At 39.1% G+C, this 17983-nt stretch carries 14 protein-coding genes, 1 other RNA gene and 1 pseudogene; 11 read left to right on the forward strand and 5 right to left on the reverse strand.

The annotated features are described in order from the left end of the window. Nucleotides 1-76 precede the first annotated feature (76 nt). The 3 genes from PVV59_RS08520 to PVV59_RS08530 all read right to left on the reverse strand — a co-directional run bounded on the left by PVV59_RS08520 (nucleotide 77) and on the right by PVV59_RS08530 (nucleotide 2131). Nucleotides 77-247 (reverse strand): hypothetical protein, encoded by a 171-nt coding sequence (locus PVV59_RS08520; protein ID WP_273755627.1) that lies wholly within the window; start codon nucleotides 245-247, stop codon nucleotides 77-79. 1139 nt (nucleotides 248-1386) lie between these two features. After that, nucleotides 1387-1968 (reverse strand): disulfide bond formation protein B, encoded by a 582-nt coding sequence (locus PVV59_RS08525; RefSeq protein ID WP_273755698.1) that lies wholly within the window; start codon nucleotides 1966-1968, stop codon nucleotides 1387-1389. A gap of 10 nt (nucleotides 1969-1978) precedes the next feature. Further along, on the reverse strand, nucleotides 1979-2131 hold the full coding sequence (locus PVV59_RS08530) for a DUF5993 family protein (protein ID WP_005774735.1): 153 nt from the start codon (nucleotides 2129-2131) through the stop codon (nucleotides 1979-1981). 879 nt (nucleotides 2132-3010) lie between these two features. Between PVV59_RS08530 and purE the strand changes: the two genes are divergently transcribed. The 11 genes and pseudogenes from purE (at nucleotide 3011) to PVV59_RS08585 (ending at nucleotide 16053) form a co-directional block, all read left to right on the forward strand. After that, nucleotides 3011-3508, forward strand: coding sequence for a 5-(carboxyamino)imidazole ribonucleotide mutase (gene purE, locus PVV59_RS08535; protein WP_273755708.1), 498 nt, complete (start codon nucleotides 3011-3013; stop codon nucleotides 3506-3508). Nucleotide 3509: 1 nt separating this feature from the next. Next, nucleotides 3510-4658 (forward strand): 5-(carboxyamino)imidazole ribonucleotide synthase, encoded by a 1149-nt coding sequence (locus PVV59_RS08540; protein ID WP_273755699.1) that lies wholly within the window; start codon nucleotides 3510-3512, stop codon nucleotides 4656-4658. 1265 nt (nucleotides 4659-5923) lie between these two features. Next, nucleotides 5924-6301, forward strand: a complete 378-nt coding sequence (locus PVV59_RS08545) for a hypothetical protein (protein ID WP_273755700.1) — start codon at nucleotides 5924-5926, stop codon at nucleotides 6299-6301. Beyond that, entirely contained in the window at nucleotides 6298-6471 is a 174-nt protein-coding gene (locus PVV59_RS08550) for a hypothetical protein (protein ID WP_273755701.1), read from the forward strand. The genes PVV59_RS08545 and PVV59_RS08550 overlap by 4 nt, the downstream gene beginning before the upstream one ends. A 1333-nt stretch (nucleotides 6472-7804) precedes the next feature. Next, nucleotides 7805-7930 (forward strand): type B 50S ribosomal protein L36, encoded by a 126-nt coding sequence (gene ykgO / locus PVV59_RS08555; protein WP_004863016.1) that lies wholly within the window; start codon nucleotides 7805-7807, stop codon nucleotides 7928-7930. A 177-nt stretch (nucleotides 7931-8107) separates the two neighbouring features. Beyond that, nucleotides 8108-8902, forward strand: coding sequence for a hypothetical protein (locus PVV59_RS08560; RefSeq protein ID WP_273755702.1), 795 nt, complete (start codon nucleotides 8108-8110; stop codon nucleotides 8900-8902). Nucleotides 8903-9486: 584 nt separating this feature from the next. Further along, a non-coding RNA gene (ssrS, locus tag PVV59_RS08565) (6S RNA) lies at nucleotides 9487-9647 on the forward strand. Between the two features lie 401 nt (nucleotides 9648-10048). After that, the gene (locus tag PVV59_RS08570; protein ID WP_273755703.1) at nucleotides 10049-10654 is read left to right on the forward strand and encodes a 5-formyltetrahydrofolate cyclo-ligase; all 606 of its coding nucleotides are present in this window, start codon (nucleotides 10049-10051) and stop codon (nucleotides 10652-10654) included. An 18-nt stretch (nucleotides 10655-10672) separates the two neighbouring features. After that, nucleotides 10673-11494 (forward strand): TIGR00282 family metallophosphoesterase, encoded by an 822-nt coding sequence (locus tag PVV59_RS08575; RefSeq protein WP_273755704.1) that lies wholly within the window; start codon nucleotides 10673-10675, stop codon nucleotides 11492-11494. A 323-nt stretch (nucleotides 11495-11817) separates the two neighbouring features. After that, nucleotides 11818-13056: pseudogene (locus PVV59_RS08580) on the forward strand (MFS transporter). 822 nt (nucleotides 13057-13878) lie between these two features. Continuing rightward, a complete protein-coding gene (locus tag PVV59_RS08585) occupies nucleotides 13879-16053 on the forward strand; it encodes an isocitrate/isopropylmalate family dehydrogenase (RefSeq protein WP_273755705.1) in 2175 nt (724 codons plus the stop codon). 876 nt (nucleotides 16054-16929) lie between these two features. On the opposite strand, the gene PVV59_RS08590 is transcribed toward PVV59_RS08585, so the two are convergent. Together PVV59_RS08590 and PVV59_RS08595 are read right to left on the reverse strand one after the other, a co-directional pair. Beyond that, nucleotides 16930-17319, reverse strand: a complete 390-nt coding sequence (locus PVV59_RS08590; protein ID WP_273755706.1) for a helix-turn-helix domain-containing protein — start codon at nucleotides 17317-17319, stop codon at nucleotides 16930-16932. A gap of 258 nt (nucleotides 17320-17577) precedes the next feature. Then, nucleotides 17578-17967 carry a helix-turn-helix domain-containing protein gene (locus PVV59_RS08595; protein WP_404978361.1) on the reverse strand — a complete coding sequence of 130 codons (390 nt, stop codon included), beginning with the start codon at nucleotides 17965-17967 and terminating at the stop codon, nucleotides 17578-17580. Between the last annotated feature and the right edge of the window lie 16 nt (nucleotides 17968-17983).

Genomic DNA, 17983 nt, shown 5'->3' on the forward strand with positions numbered 1-17983 from the left:
ACGCCTTTCCCCATCCCCCATACTTTTTCATGCATCCCTTCGCACCGCCGCGCCTCTTGTACACAACCATTCAAACCTATCCATACGCACTTTCTCCCTCCTCCACTTCAGCCTCTCGTCCCCCCCCACACACACTTACCTCTCCCTCTCCTTCCCAACCTATCCCCCCTCTAATCATGCCCCCCTTTTCATCCCAACTTCTCTCCCTCTCACAAGAGGCTCTCTTCCAGTCACATCTCCTTCCCATCTTGCCCCCTTCACAAACTCTTCACCTCCAATCCTCTCTCTTCATTCCACGCCATAGCAAAAGCACAAACCACACCCCAAAGATTGCACAACACATCAATCCTTCACGGCTTAAACAACCCTTTCCCATTTTTACAGCTACACGTTTTTACGCTTTTATATTTTTACAGAAATATCTATACAAAATGATGAGACCCCCCTTTTTTTTAAAACGCCTTTAAAATCTTGTGTCCATTTTCTCTTCAATCCTTCCCACTTTAATTTCAATCCCCTATTTTAATTTCAATCATAGAGATAAACCGGTTTATTATTTTATTGACCAGCACAAAATTTTGCGCTCCCATTTTGGTGATCAAAAGGGGGCATAAAAAGCATTGTTACAATTTTTTAGAGAATCTTGCCCCACAAGCGGTGCTTTTTTTTATGATAAACAAAGATCAATTGAATGGATTCACTCTCAGAAAGTTGTACATGAGAAAATTTTTTTGATTTTCGCCTTCAACATTCACAACGATAAATTATTTTTCTATGCCAATGTTTTCTATGCCAATGGTTTTTATGTCGATGTTTTTCGACCTCAATATTTTTTTGCAAGGAGAATTATCATCAAAATGCTCATCTTTTTCTAAAATTTTTCTAAAACAAAAGCTTCACAAAAAAGGAGATATCGAAAAAAAAAGGTAAAAAAAAAGAGGTTTGTTTCTGAGAAACAAACCTCTAGAGAAAATTATTGAGATAGCTTTTGAAATTTTAAACTACTCCCTCTAAAAGCATCTAAAATACTTCAGAAGCACCAAAATGAATACAAAAGGTTATTTAGTACAAAGCAAAAAAAAATCAAGAGAAAAAAATTTTATCGTTAATGTGCCCTTAACAAATGTAGGCTTTTTTACCTCCACCACCACTCGAAAACCCAACAGCTCGCCCCCCCTTTTAAAGCGAATCCTTCCACATCATATAAAAATAACGCGGACTTAAAAAAACTTATACCCCCCCAAAACGACAAACCAAGTTTTTTTACAAAAATTGAGAAGATCAAAAATCTTGATGAATCAGTGTCCAATAAAAAAAGAAGCGGATTTTTTAACAATTCCGCTTCTTTAACCGTAAAATTATGATGAAGAATAATTTAAAAAAAATTCAAGACTGTGAAGGGAACCAATTTGACAACAATTCATACCTTACAGGATCATCAGCGCATTGTCCGCCACCACATTCCAATATAGTCGAAATCAAATTTGCCGCAATTAAAAACACGAACAAGAAACTTGCCGTTTTACTCAAGATTGGAAAAGAAGAAAATTCTTTAAACTTGTGTGCCAATTCGCCTAAAATCATAACGAATGCAACAGCAAAGATACAAAGGACAGAAATAATGAAAGCCCACGTATAAAAATGCAATCCAAAGAACGTTGAACCATATCCCAAATCATCAGGTGTGATATGCAAAAATACCTGCCTTGCAGCAACAGCACTGGTGACCATACAACCGATAATAACCATGCCATAATGGGTATTTTTCACCCTGTGGTGAATATTGAGTAAGAACCCACATCCTGCCAGCATCAATCCAACGCGTTGCAGCAAACAAAGGGGACAGGGCAACTCAAATTTTACCAATTGATAATAAAAAGCGACCACCAAGACAATAGATAATCCAATCAGCCCTAGTGTATTCATAAAAATGACGAAATGAGGGTTTTTTTGTTCAACATTTTCCATGGCTATTCTCTCAAAAAGATAAATTCAAAGTAGAAGTTGCGTGATGATTAAAGGTTAGAAGAATAACAACGAACAAAATAGCCCACAAAACATAACTTATATTTTTTTTGCCATACACCGTTGTTATTGCAGTGCCTAAAGCGATTAAAAATGGAAAAAACATAACTTTTAAATCTCCTTATCTTAAATATCTGGTGTTTAACTGTTCTTTGCTTAATTATCAGAGTTCAACATATTAAAAAATTGGGCAAAAAAGAGACCATGGATTTATTATTCACAATTCATCCTTCACTTTAATATTGTCTTATATTGTCGTTATATTTATGGTCTTATCATTTCATTTATATGAAGAAAGAATGAAAGAGATAATCGCTAAAAACGCGTTTGAATAAAAGCGTTAACGCGTTGATTATTCAAGTTCTTTATCGCATCAATTATTGAAAGAGCCCCTTTTCCCCCATACTTAAACAGCAAAATAAAACGCCTTCGAAAGATAAGATATTCCTCTGTTATTTTACGGGAAAAAATATCCTTATTTACAACGCAGTTTTGCCATAGAAAACTCTTTTTATCATAAACAGTGTTTCAAATTGCACCGTATTATACAGTATATGGGACGGTATTTGTTTTAGCAACAAAAAATTGAGACATTTTCTAAAAACCTTATAGTCTTCAAAAACTTTTTCAGAATATATTCTCATCATGTATTTTTTCTTTTTTGCTTCAAAGTACCTTTATTTCAAAGAACAGCGGCATTACTTAAAGGGCATCACTTAAAGGGCATTTTTAAAGTAAAAGACACTCTCGCTGTTTAACCACTTCCCCTCTAATATATTGAACAGCAAAAAGCTCAAAGGACAGAGTTTCATGAGCTTCAAGAGGGTGTTTTTGAACGACTGCATTTATCCTTTAAATTTTGACCTTTCAATCTTATTTAAGGAAAAACTGTTTTTCTGCCATCAATTGGCTTTGCAAAGAGATTATAAAACTCTTAAAAAACGAATGATAAAGAATCGCCTTGAATCTTTGAAAAGGATAGAGAATAATGAAGAAATCATGTGATGTCGGGATTTTAATGGGGAGTCAATCGGATTGGCAAACGATGTGCCATAGTGCCGATATTTTGACGGCTCTTGGCATTTCTCATAGTTCGCATATTGTCTCAGCCCACCGCACCCCTGAACGCCTTTATCAATTTTCCAAAGAAGCAAAATCCGCAGGTTTTAAAATTTTAATTGCCGGTGCTGGGGGTGCAGCGCATCTTCCTGGGATGCTCGCAGCGCTTACGCCCCTTCCTGTTTTTGGCGTTCCAGTGCACTCACAATCTCTCTCTGGTCAAGACTCTTTGCTTTCAATCGTGCAAATGCCAGCCGGCATACCAGTTGGTACCTTAGCCATTGGCAAAGCAGGGGCAATTAATGCGGCTCTTCTAGCCGCCGCCGTTATGGCTGTTTATGATCCTGATCTTGCCCAACGCTTAGAAGATTGGCGTCAGCAACAAACAGCCAATGTTGCCCTCATGCCTGTAACGGAGGTTTAAAATGACACCCTCTTCCAGCAACACTTCATCAAACACCACGCCCTCCAGCATACCCGCTTCATCCAACATGCTCCCTCCAGGCAGTGTCATTGGTTTGATTGGCGGCGGACAATTAGCACGCATGCTTGCCATAGCGGCTGCAGAATTAGGATTTCGAACGGTTATTTTTTGCCCTGAAGCCGATTGCCCCGCTGCTCAAACAGCCAATAATCATATTATTTCCTCCTATGATGACCGATCCGCCTTAGATGATTTTATTGCTCAGTGTGATGTTGTCAGCTATGAATTTGAAAATCTTTCGCTTCAAACGGTTCAATATGTAGAGAAAAGCAAGCCTGTTTATCCTTCTTCTAAAGCCTTAGAGATCGCGCAAGATCGACTTTTTGAGAAACAATTTTTACAAAACCAAGGAATCAGCACCGCCTCATGGCATGCTGTTGACGATTTTTCTTCTCTTATTTCTGCTCTTGATACCTTAGGCGGGCGTGGTCTTTTAAAAACACGTCGTTTTGGTTATGATGGAAAAAACCAGATCAAGCTTGATCATCCTGATGAACAAACCTGTAAAGAAGCCTTAAATTCTTTTGCAGGTCAGCCTTGTATTTTGGAAGAAATCGTTCCTTTTTTATCGGAAATTTCGGTTCTCTCGGCACGAACTAAAGAAGGGGAACATATTTTTTATGATTGTCCTGAAAACCAACATAAAAACGGCATTCTTCATAAATCCTTTGTTCCCTCTCACACTTCCCTTGAAGGACAAAAAGCCGCACAAAACATCAGCCTTACAGTAATGGATGCTCTTAATTATGTTGGTGTTCTTTGCATTGAATTTTTTGTCTTAACGGATGGTCGTCTTTTAGTGAATGAATTAGCCCCGCGTGTCCATAATTCTGGTCATTGGACGCAAAAAGCCTGCATCACCTCACAATTTGAGCAGCATATCCGTGCGATTTGTGGGCTCCCCTTAGGCAGCCCCTATCGCCATAGTGATTGCCAAATGATCAATCTTCTTGGGAACAATTTGAACACTTTAAAATATTTTCTCACACAAGAGCACACTTCGATCCATTTATATGGCAAACGCACTGCCCAACCCTACCGCAAAATGGGCCACGTCATTCAATTAACCAGACCAGCAAGCAAATCTTAACCCCTCCTATACAAATGTTTCCCCCATTTTCCCCAATACACTAAAAAAAACAAAACCTCCGCCGCTCAACAATCTAACGACTCAACAGCGCCTCCTCCTAACCCTTGTCCCCACTCTCACGGCTTTCTCTCCTCGCAATACTCTTTTCCTCCATGCCGCCCTCTGAAAAAAACCATCCACTGTCCCACTTAAGTTTTGTCTTCCCCCCACCTTTCCCAAGCATCATTTCCCAAGCATCATTCTTCCCCTATCCATAGCCTTTTCATTGCAAATTTTAAGAAATAGACTAGCCGCTTACGCCCATAGAAAAAGCACTCTCACAATGCCGCTCTTCTTATCTCACATCTTTCCTTATATTCATTTTCTTCACAGAGAAATGCCAAGCTTCGCGCTCCCTACCCAATATCTATGGACAAGATATAATTATAAGTCGATATAATGATTAAGTACTAAGCTTATCCATCACCGATAACATCCCTGCTAATTCAATAGAATATCTTGATTTATAATAATAAATAATCATTTTAACTTGAATCACTTAATATCCCTTGCTTTCACGTCGAAAGGAGAGCGGGCATATGCGTAAAAATGTGGAAAGAAAATACCCCTCATGAATCCTCTCAAGGACCAAAGGTTATCGCAACATTTTAGAGCTGATAAAGAGTGCGATGGTATCGGCTTGTTACGATAAGCGATATGACCTTTATCATCTTTTCGAAGGCTTTAAGCATCTCTCTTTACCTTATGGCAATAAAGCTTACAATAACAGACGGAAAGACTCTGATACACTAAAAGAAAAACGTCAATTGAGCATAAGCTCTAAAACAACAACCGTTTCTCACGCAATTAATATTGATCACTTACTTTATGTTTATAGCCTTTGTTTTCACCTCTAAAGTAGCTTATTCACATTTAAACGCCTAAACGACTCTCAAGAACGAAGAATCCCATGTCGATCTATCCACAATCGCGCTTTCCTTAAAGCAAGTTCAGACGACTTGCACCCTACATATTAAATACCTCTTAACCTGTGGATCAGTTATAAAGATAATTGTACGCACGAAACAAATCGTTTATACAGAAGAGTAAGGTGAAAGTACATATCTAACAAGTCATAAGAAAAGATGTGCAATAAACGTAGTAAATTACTCATATTATAAGTATAACAAGTAGAGAAATCTTTTTTTCATCTTAGAATATCGTGAAAAATGGGATCGTTTACTTTATCAGAGTGCAAAACATTTAAGCAACCAACTGGTATCAACATGACAACACAAAAGCCAAATATATCAAGCACCTCATCGGAACAACGAAATAATACATATTCTCAGTGGGATTTAGTCCTTGATATACAAAAAGAAGTTAAGGAAATAATAAAATATGGTGTTGTTTCACTAAAAGAATTTATACTCATCATCTTTATAAGCATCTGTTTATACATTTTCCTCTCTATAATAGGCAATGCGGATAAAGCTCAGATGGATGCGCCAACTGTAATAGGGCTGATGTGCGTGTTAATTTTGTACGGTTCGATACCAGTCTCTTTGGTGCTATACATCATAATAAAGAAGAAACTCAAAAAAGTAATAAAGGAACTGGACGAAGCTGTTGCTAACCACAATCCACTAGGGAGAGAAAAATGACTGAAGCAATAATATTAGGGCGTATTCTAGGGATTATAGGCGGTTGTGCAATAATAACATTATCGGTTTGGCTTATCTATTCTGTCATTAAATATCGAAAACTGTATCGTAAAGCCCTTACAGGACGAGATCTAGCGATTCAAGAATGTAACAAAGAAATTGATAAATGAAAAATAAGAGATTAAAAATACTATAATCTTTATTTTGATATTTCGAGACTTATCTAATGTGATGAGAGTCCAGTTATTTAAGGTATTAAGGCACTTCATCAAAAGAGCATTTGAAATTGTAAGCATAATATTATGTGTCGTATGCCAAAGTACAAGAAACAATATTATTCCCAACGCTAGCAACTACGGGCGCCACCTTTATCAAAAGATCCAAGCAAATGAAATAATCGAGAGACGGAAATCATTAAAAAACATAAAGCAATAAATTATGACCTTATATTTTGGCAAAAACGCCTTTTACTTTTACATCTCGTGAGACTTTCTTCCCTTTCAACAGCCTTAACTTTAATAAAGGTTGTTGTTTTCAAAGCACATAATTTCTTGATATTTTCTCTACTCTTTTTTCTTCTTTTCAGATCGATTTTTCTTAATCTCACGCCCCCAGCTTTTTTAGTCTTTTTCCATCTTTTCTTTAAGTTTATTCAGACAATGAATGATCAAGAAACGATAAGACGCCTCAAGAACCCTAGAATACCGATTGATTTTATACCCTATTTTTATAGCATTTCGCACAAAGCCTCCCTTCTCGTAAGGCTTCTTTGTTTATGCAATAGGCTTATCATACATAAGACTAATCATACATAAGATTAAGGCATAAGATAAGGCTCTTCTCTCTCTTGGCTTAGCAATATCATTCATCAAGACCATCAAAACAGCACTTCACAAAGCTCCAAATTTTTCTCGTTTCAAGCATCTTTTAAGAGCACCGAAAGCACCACCTCCTCCTTTCTCCCCTTTCAACTCTCCCTGATAAAACGCTCACGCCCCTTGATAAACCCCTTTACCTTCCTTTATATAAAGAGAAAATCCTAAACAGCTCAACAATCCAACAGTTTAACAGCACGGCTTAATTCCTTCAATACTCTCTAACAGAGCGTATTTATTCAAATCTGAGAAGCTAAAATCTTATTTTCACTTTTTATCTTTATTTTTCTTTTTGCTCAAATATTTTTATTTTCAAGGCAACCATCAAGCCCCTCCTTTTGTCACAGACAAAGCCCCTTGACAAGGGTAAGGCTTCTTGTTAGATTTTCCTCACTTTTTTACAATTTTTACTTATTCGTTGTGCTGATGAAGTATTTTGGTGCGTACCTTGAAGGTGCGTTTTTCTTTTTATTATCACAGTGGAAAAGTGTATCGTAAAGAAAGAGCGTGTTGTATTGTGTTATGATGCAATGACACTATCGTAATAACGCTATCATAGGACAATGTTTGTGTACCCACATTGTTGTTGTAATGCTGTGTTATGTAAACTGTTTAAACGGTGAGTATGATGAAAATTAAAAATTCGCTTAAAGCACTCAAGGAACGCCATCGTAACAATCGTTTGGTGCGTCGTAAAGGACGTGTTTATATCCTCAATAAAACGAACCCACGTTTTAGAGCACGTCAGGGTTGACTTTTTCGTCAGAGCTGATCCTTTTCTAAAGGAAATGGTTTAATGCCTACAAAAAGTAGGCATAATGGTTTTCTTTTGAGATTTTTTGGGGGTATAAGTCTGTTGATTACGAGTCCACTGTTTGATAGTCCACTGTTTGATAATGTTTAGTGATTTATCTTTTGAGGGCTTGTTTTTATGGGTCTTTTTATTTTAAAAGCTTTTCGACTTTTTCAGGGGCGTTTTTCCTATCTTTTTTTCTATCTTTTTCAGCATGTTTTTTTTCTGTCTGTTATAGGTCTTTTTTGTTTTATTTCTTCTGTTTATGGACAAAATCCTCCTTCACTTCCTGAAGATCGTCCTTCTCCACAATCGCTTTTACCGTTAGATGATCTCATCCCCAATTCTCCTCCCTCTTCCGCAACGCCCTCTGATTCTGATTCATCCGCGATGATTCTTGAAGATTTCGACTCAGAGAAGCTTTCCTTTGTTGACAGGGTTAAGCAACACAAAGAGGCAGAAATTTTACGTTTATTAAAAGAGTTAAAATATTGTGCTGATGTTGCGAAAGCAAAAAAAATCAGTCAACAGCTTCAGCTTTTATGGTCCCAATCGGGAAGTGAGACGATTGATCTTTTAATGTCATGGGCTGAAAATGCGATCAATAATGATGATTATGGACTTGCGCTTGATTATATTGATAATGCCCTTTCACTTTTGCCGACTTATACTGAAGCTTGGGTAAGACGTGCTTGGATTCACATTCAACTGAATGATTTCAAACTTGCCATGCTTGATCTCAATCATGCTCTTGAACTTGAGCCGCGTAACTACATTGCCTTTTTTGAACTTGGGGTTACCATGGAAGCAACAGAGCGTCCAAAACTTGCTCTCAAAGCTTATGAAACAGCCTTAAACATCTATCCACAAATGCAAAAGCTTCAAAAGCGCATTGAGGCTTTATTAGACGAACAGACACCGCAATCTCTTTGAACGGATCATACTTAAAACAAAACGCCTTAAGCCTATTTCAAGTTTGCATAAAACACGCATCCCAAGCTGAATAAATTATCCCTGCTTCCCTCCAGCACCCCCACCCTCCAGCACACGCCCCATTGGCACGTATTTTGACAAACTTAGAAAATGATAAAAGGCATCCCTCTGCATGTCTTCATAATTGATAAAACAGCCTTAAAATACACTTCATAAGGTAAAAAACGTCAAAAATGCCTGGTGTGAATTCAAAAAATATCCTTGAATTAAGAAATATTTCCCTTCAAACTTCCCCGCAAACATTTCCGTAAAACATCAAAATCAAGCCTTATTCCAAAAGGACAAATTAAACATTGCTCTCCAAAAGCAAATCAAACATTACCAATGAAAAAAAATTGTTTCACTCACCCATCCATTATTTTTTTGATTTTTTTACTTTGAATAAATCGTCCATCCATTCTTCAGCGCTTTCCAACAATCACCAGCAAGGGGGTAAAAAATCTCTTGTAAAACTTGATAAAAAATAAATAGTTTAAGTTATTTTATCTCTAGCAGAAGCTGTGAAATTGTTTTATATTAAAGAGGGTGTTCTGCGCTTCTCGACAGGAAATAACGTATTCCTGAGACCTTAGTGATCTCCAAGGGAGCTGTCCCTGATGAAGCCCGTGGGCTTTTTCATATGGCGCCCACCTATTTGTATAGGTTCCCGGGATCAACTTTTTCCATCGGCTGTTGTGGATCACCCTTTTTTGCTTCATTTTTTCCTCATACTTTTCCTCAAAAATTGATCATGCCCTTTTGCATGAAACGCCCTTTTCTGTAAAACTCTTTTTCTGCGAGCCCCTCTTTTCTATAAAGCGAGAAGCTCTTTTTAAGAGATCAAAATGATGATAGGCTTTAACTTGATGAGATTTGCAACAGCTGATAAAAAGAATAACCTCAGCTTTATCGCTTCCACGCAAGAGCACGCGAGAGCGGTTTATCGCGTCGTGATGCCCTTTTAACAAGAAGAGCGCCCCTTAAGTTTCATAAGGCTCATTCCACGCACAGAGCTCTTGTTTCTAATGGCGGTTTACAAAAGACCAACCATGACTACAATGGGGAAAACCGCTGAATAAGTGACAAGACTGAATAAGTGATAAGACAATGACCCAAAATCTCTCTTCTAAAACAACTTCATCGCTTCGCGCAAGAGCACGCGAGAGTGGTTTATCGCGTCGTGATGCCCTTTCAAAAGAAGAGCGTGCCCTGTTTTCACAGCGTGCTTGTCACCACTTTCTTGAAACCCTTGAAAAAAAAGGAACGGATTTTTCACGCCTCATATTAGCAGGCTATTGGCCGATTAAATCGGAAATTGACCCTCGCCCTCTTCTTGATGCGATAGCATCACGCGGGGGGCGTTTAGCCTTACCAGCCGTGCTTGATTCCACCACCATGATTTTTCGCGCATTTTCACCACACACGCAACTTCAGCCCATGCGTTTTGGCACCTTTGGTCCCGGTGCAGACAACGCCACTGTTATCCCCAATAATGTTCTTGTTCCACTTTCTGCGTTTGATCGTCACTGTCACCGCCTTGGCTATGGAGGCGGTTATTATGACCGAGCCGTTGAAACCCTTGAAAAACAGGGACATCAAATGGCATTATGGGGCATAGGCTTTTCGTGTCAGGAGGTTGACTCTATTCCCGCAGCAGAACATGATCTACAGGTCCAGGGAATTTTTACAGAAAAAGGTTTCCTAAAATGCTAAAATGTGATTAAAGCGCCTATGCGTTTTTTATTTTTGGGTGACATTGTTGGGAACACAGGGTGTGAAGTTGTTTTTGAGCATCTTCCTCAACTGATTGAGAAATGGCAGCTTGATTTTGTTGTGGTCAATGGGGAAAATGCCTCTGATGGTTTTGGCCTCAAGCAAGAGACGTATCAAGATCTTTTAATGACGGGTGTTGATGTTGTCACGACGGGAAACCATGCTTTTTCCCACAAGGAAGCCTTACAGTATGCGCATGAGAGTGATCGTTTTTTACGTCCTGCTAATTTCTCGAAAGAGACTCCAGGAAGAGGAGTGGGTGTTTTTACAGCAAAAAATGGTGCACGTATTCTTGTTGCCAATCTGTTGGGCAATGTTTTTATGCCATGCCAAGTAGAAGATCCCTTTGAGATAGCAGAAAATATTCTGCTCGCCTGCTCTTTAATGGAGCAAGCCGATGCGATTATTTTTGACTTTCACGCGGAAACGACGAGCGAGAAGCAATGTTTTGGTCATTTTCTTGATGGTCGTGTGAGTGTTATTGTTGGAACGCATACACATATTCCCACCGCCGATGCACAAATTTTAGAAGGGGGCAGTGCGTATTTAACAGATGCCGGCATGTGTGGCGATTACAACTCCTCCCTTGGCATGGATAAAGAAGAACCGTTACACCGTTTTCTTTACAAAACAAAGCAAGATCGTTTTGAACCAGCCCGTGGTCCCGCCACCCTTTGTGGTTTTGCGGTTGAGATTTCAGACCGCACCGGCTTAGCAGAAAAAGTTTCAGCGGTACGCATTGGTCCGCATTTAAAGCCTGAAGTTCCAGATTTTTGGTAGGTTTTAAGCGCCCCTTCCTTTAAACTGCGCCCCTTCCTTTAAACCGCACCCTTTAATAGATCACACACCACGCGTCCCTTTTGAAAACTCAGCAGAGGCGATTTTTCTCCTCCCCCCATCAATTAAGAGATCTCTCTATCATTTTCACGTATTTTTATGAGTGGGCATTTATTAAAATGAGTGCAGACATTAAAAACGATTAAAGTATAAAGCGACCTTTTTTCCTGGAGGAAACGCTAAAGGATGATAAAAGCCCCCTATATTTATAAGGATAAATTATTTTATTGACTTTAAAAGTCTTAAATTTTGAAAAGTATTTATTTGTGAACAATAAACCTTCTTTATTATTCATAGTCTCTATTGTGTATTTATCCATCGGGGGGTTAATTTCTACGGATATTTTTCTCCCCGCCCTTGGAGATAGGCGTCAATATTATCAGGGAAGCGAGTCTAAAATTCAAAGTGCGGTAGCCATTTTTTTACTTGTCTTAGCTGTTGGACAACTGATTTATGGACCGCTCAGTGATAATTTGGGACGTAAAAAGACGCTTTTGTTTGGCTCACTTTTGTGGCTCTTGACCACCCTAAGTATTATTTACACCGCTCATATTCAAACTTTTTTTATACTCCCCCTTTTACAAGGTCTTAGGCCGCCTGTGCGGAACTTGTTTTAAGTCGCGCGATTATAAATGATTTGATGGATAAAAAGGCCGCAGGAAAGCTTTATCTCGTTATTTTTTCTTTTGTTGGAACATCACCAGCACTTAGCAAAATTAATTGGGGGGGTGTTATTACAAGTTTTTCATTGGCAAACCACTTTTATCTTCTCTAAGCCTTTTTATCCTTTCAACCATTTGTTTGTGTTATTTTGTCCTAACAGAGCCTCCTATCAAACGTCACTCTTTCACGTCTGTGGGTGTTATTAAGGGCAGTTTAGACGTCCTTAGAAACAAGCAATTTATTTTTTACGCATTGATACCCTGTTTTGCCCCCGTATTTTGTCTATGCAACTTATTTTGCTTACATTGTAGAGCCGCCTTTTTTTCTTACAGCTTTGGGTTTATCAACTGCCTCTATTGGATAGAGTTACATTGGTGTTTCTTGTAACCTCATGTCTTAAGGCAACTTGGTTGCACGAAGATTTTTTAAGCAAGAATCTATGGAACGAACCATTCGACGTGGATATATTATTTTTGTCTTCAGAAGGAATATTATTTGGTCTCCAAATTTATGTGAGTGCGTGACCCCTTGTTCCGCGTTTTAAGTTGTCACGCGTTTTAAGTGCCCTTTCACTTCTAACTTTTGGCAATGGCTTTTTATTGCCATGAGGCAACAGCGTTAGCGATTTCCTCACATCCGCAAGCAGCTCTCAGCAGCATCCAGTGTGATGGGGTGCCTTACAATTAGGAAGTGCAGCATTAAGCGCCGCAGTGACATCGAAAACTATCCGGCCATAATCCATGAGGCTGTTGCCCTTTTATTGGCAACATGTTGTCTTGTAGGTTTTAATCATTTATATTCGAAAAGCCAATTATTTTATAACCATAAATCAAGTCAAATAACCAAATTGGGTCGCTATGCTTAAAAATCTTGATGTCCCTTTGCGTGATAGGGGTGTTTTCTTTTTCTATCGATTACATCATTGAACATATTAAAAATCTAACAGCTGCTCAAATTGAATATATTGAAATCGGCGCCCCTAAAGGGTACCCATAACGTGGGTTAAACGGCTTTATGCTCTAACGAGATTCATCTCTTCCATGATGCTGTTCGGGGTGCTAAGCCCGTTATGCTTACCAAGCCATCTCATATTCACCAATCGGGACATTGGCAAATTAAAGAATAAGGGCCCCCCTGTTAGTCCTTTTAAATTTGTGTAAAAAGGAAACATTTTACAAGAGAGATAAAATTTACAATGGAGATAAAATCTTGCACCAAACGGAAAATCTCAAGAGCCATTTTTTTACCCTATGCTTTTTTAACCCATATATCAAAGCTCTCACGATTTTCTTTTTGCCTTTAATAATTGAAGCATTTATAAATTAAGCGTTACAAGAGAATAAAATATCTTTAGAGTTAACTAAAATGTCTTTAAGGTTAGAAGAGGAGCTCATGTCTCCAAACTCTACAATAAAAAGTGCGGGGCCTTTAAACGATATGAACATCATCTTGTTCTTACACCGAGAAGACCAATGGGAAACAAAGGAAATTTTTGCTCTTCTTTTAAAAAAACTCTTTTTAAAAGAGAGATTTGAAGAGTATAAGCTTTATTATCCGTAAAGCTTAAATGCATATGTGTGGAGGCTCATTGTGTTATGACGCATAAAATCATCAATAAATAGGCATCAATAAAGAGAGGCATTAGCCAATAGAGGGAGGGATTTATGAAAAAGAAAGTTCTTGTATTACCAGGTGATGGTGTGGGACCAGAAATCTGTGATGCAGCACTGATGCTCTTAGAGCCATTTCAATTGCCCATTGAATTCATGTATGGTGATATTGGTTTTGAGTGTTGGCAAAAGACAAGAGATGCTATTCCTCAAGCCACTTGGCAAAAAATCGCTAAAAGTGATGCACTTTTGCTTGGAACTGTAACAGAGAAAGGAAAAGAAGCAACTTTAGAAGAAGGTGCAGCGCCTTTAAAAGAGCAAAATCTTTCCTACGTTTCTCCTCTCCTTCAACTTCGTCAAAAGTTAAGCTTGTTTGCCACGATACGCCCCATAAGATACATTTTCGGTCCGAAAAAACCTTTCCAGTTTTGTGTCATCAGCGAAAAGAGCGAAGGTCTCTGCACAAAATTAGATTTTCGAGGGATCACACCGGAAACAGCCGCCTGGCTACAACATCGCAATTTAGCAAAATATGGTGCTAAAGAAGCAGCGTGGACAGTCCATTTGCACACACGCTTTGGTTTAGAGCGGTTATTTGAATACGCTTTTTCTTATGCACGTGGGCGGAAATTTAAGCGGGTTACCTTTGCAAATAAGCTGAATGTGATGTGCGAAAGTGGACAATTTGCTCAAGAAATTTTTGAAAAAATCGCACAAAACTATCCAGAAATTGAAGCCGATATTCATGATGTTGATGCAGTTGCTTTGTGGATTACAACAAAGCCAGAGCAATTTGGTGTGATTGTTGCTGAAAACATGTTTGGCGATATTCTCTCAAATCTTGCCGCCGGGGTGATGGGGGGCTTGGCGCTTGCAGCGCATGCCCATGTGGGGGATAAGATGAGCTGTTTTCAACCTGCTCATGGAAGCGCCCCCCACCTTGCTGGGCAGAATAAAGCCAATCCTTCTGCGATGTTTTATACCGCGTCTTTACTCTTAGAGCATTTAGGCTTTTACGAGGAAGCAAAAGAATTATCTCAAAGTGTTGATCAAGTTATTCGTACAGGGAAAACACTCCCCCATGATCGAGGAGGGAACGCCTCACCCCGTCAAATGGCACAAGCTGTTGGCAATTTTCTTACAAATCCTATCTCTTCCTATCGTGCAGCCATTATCACCGTTGGTGATGAACTCCTTTCAGGACAATATTTGAATACGAACTTACAAGATTTAAGCCAAAGTTTGGGAAAAAGAAACATTCAAGTCACGCGTCATTTTGTTTGTGCGGATCAATTACAGCAAATCAGTGAGACGATTGTCTCTTGTCTTGGACAAGAAGATTTGATTATCATCAGTGGGGGATTAGGCCCAACCTCTGATGATAAGACCCGCGATGGGGTCGCTCAAGCTGTAAGAGAACCTTTGGTGCATCATGAAGATGTTTGGCAAATCATCAAAGGTCAATTGGAACGGTTAAAGATTGCGCCAGATAAGAATAATGCGCGTCAAGCCTTATTTCCGCAAACAGCAACAGTGCTTGACAACCCGACCGGCACAGCACCAGGTTTTTACCTTTCTTGTGATGGCAGCGCCCTTGTTGTTTTGCCTGGTCCCCCCTCACAGGCTTTTGCCCTTTTAGAAGATTATTTACAGCAAAATGAGAAGAAATATTCTTCACTATCGCGTGCAGAATATGCTTGGACTTTGATTGGAATTGATGAAAGCACCCTTGCACATTGGGTTGACCGTCATTTTGCCAATGCACCCTTTGAGCGCCATTTTTTATGGAAAAGCCCCTATGTTTTGGTGCAACTGGTTGGTCAATCATCCACCCCCTTGGCCCCACCTCTCATCGAAGAATTTGAACATCATTTTCGCGCCCATTTGGTTGGCAGAGAAGTCACCACAGCGTGTCAACAACTCGCAAAATACGCACAGGTACATTGGTTGATCGATGATCCGCTGCTTTTAAAATATTTTCAGACTCCAGAAACAAGTCCCCAAAATATCCCACAGATTGAGGTTGGCGTGAGCCTCTCCCCTTCCATTGAACTGTTAGAAAGTCAGCAAGAGAGCCTTGGCCATGCAACCATAACGGTGCAAATGAAAGGATATGATGATGATCATCTGACGTTCCCCTATACGCGCCCCCTTTTAGGTGTTGTCTTACAAGAATATGCCGCTTGGTTAATTTTAAAAAGAGTTTTGCAAACGGAAAAAAGTCAATGAGACCTATAACCCAATGAGCTCTTGATAACAGTGTCAAAACATTGGAACAACGCTTGTGGGCATTCGAATACAGTGATGAGACCCCTTCACTGTTACATGGTCTCCTCTGTTACATGGGATACGTTTCCCTCTTACCCATGGCGCTTTATTTGCACCGCCTTTAAGAGTAAAGGATAAGAACTTTATGATTTTTTAAATGAAAAGGAGGAGATTTTCTTGGGATATTTCTGCGAGGAAAAGGTCAGCACCCACCACCACAGCACCCGCCACACAGCACCTGCCACCACAGCACTCCCTTCCTAAAAAAAACGATCGAATAATTTATTATGGAGAAAAAAGACTCTTTAAATTTTTTTACACGCATGAGAAATCAACCAGAAGGCTGTTTTCTAGCTTTCACGTGTCATTTTTCTGACCCATTGTGGAACACCTTCTTTATGCGTATTCCGGGAGTCTGAAAGTACTGACCTCGAATCAGCTTTTTTGCTTTTAGTGCGAACACACCTAGACATGGCAAAAACTCTCGGAATTCCGTATTCCTTATAGACGAGCTCTCACGGCTCACTCCCCCTGCCCCATTGCGAGCGCCCTCTTTATGCGTATTTCGGGAGTCAAAAACACTGAGCTCAGTCAGCTTTTTTTGCTTTTAGTGCTGCACACCTAGACATGGCAAAAACTCTCGGAATCTCACGCTCCTTATAGAGAAAACAAATATCTCCACTTTGGATTTTCAAGGCTTTGGGTTCTCCCATAAAATTGCACTGTACAACGAGAGCCCTTATACTTTATGCATAAACTTATTCATAACTTATACTTATTCATGAAATCATTTCAAAAGAGCAGCAATAAAATTTAAAGGCTTTCACAAGTGTATTTTCATCTCTCAGCAATCAAACACAAAATTGCCTTTTGTTGCTTAGGCTTAAGCTCTCTAAAACTTTTCAAAAGAGTATGCTCTTCTTTATTAGCAATTTCATCATAGGATGTATTTTTTTCTTTTGTTGCGATATCGGCATAAAAAAAGAAAATAGAGATATCCAGGATATCAGCAATTTCTTGTAAACGCCCTGCACCAACGCGATTGATACCCTTTTCATATTTTTGGATTTGTTGAAAGGTAACCCCTAAACGATGCCCTAATTCTTTTTGAGAAATTTTCAACATTTCTCGTCTCAAACGAATTCTTTTGCCTATCAAAATATCGTTAGAATGTGGATTTTTAGCTTTCACTTCAGGTTCCCCCTCCGGTTGCGAGCGCCCTCGCATAAGTATTCCGGGAGTCAAAAACACTGAGTTTGGATCAGCTTTTTTGCTTTTAGTGCGCGAACACACCTGGACATGGCAAAAACTCCCGGAATTCCGGGATACCCACAAAAGTGAGTTCATTTTTATGTACCAAACTCTAGGGTTTTTGAAGCCCTCTTGGTCGTTGCGTAGACGACCAAAGTTACCCTTTAAGTCATAAAGTAATTTCGGAAGATTAGCAATAAAATTTAAAGGCTTTCACAAGTGTGTTTTTATCGCTTAAGCAATCAAACACAAAATTGCCTTTTGTTGCTTAGGCTTAAGTTCTCTAAAACTTTTCAAAAGGGTATGTTCTTCTTGGCTTGAGGTCATTTCTTCATAAGGAAGCAAGACATGTTCTTTTGTTGCGATATCGGCATAAAAAAAGAAAATCGAGATATCCAGGATATCAGCAATTTCTTGTAAACGCCCTGCACCAACGCGATTGATACCCTTTTCATATTTTTGGATTTGTTGAAAGGTAACCCCTAAACGATGCCCTAATTCTTTTTGAGAAATTTTCAACATTTCTCGTCTCAAACGAATTCTTTTGCCTATCAAAATATCGTTAGAATGTGGATTTTTAGCTTTCACTTCAGGTTCCCCCTCCGGTTGCGAGCGCCCTCGCATAAGTATTCCGGGAGTC

It is taken from the genome of Bartonella sp. MM73XJBT.G, assembly GCF_028618435.1.
GTDB lineage: Bacteria > Pseudomonadota > Alphaproteobacteria > Rhizobiales > Rhizobiaceae > Bartonella.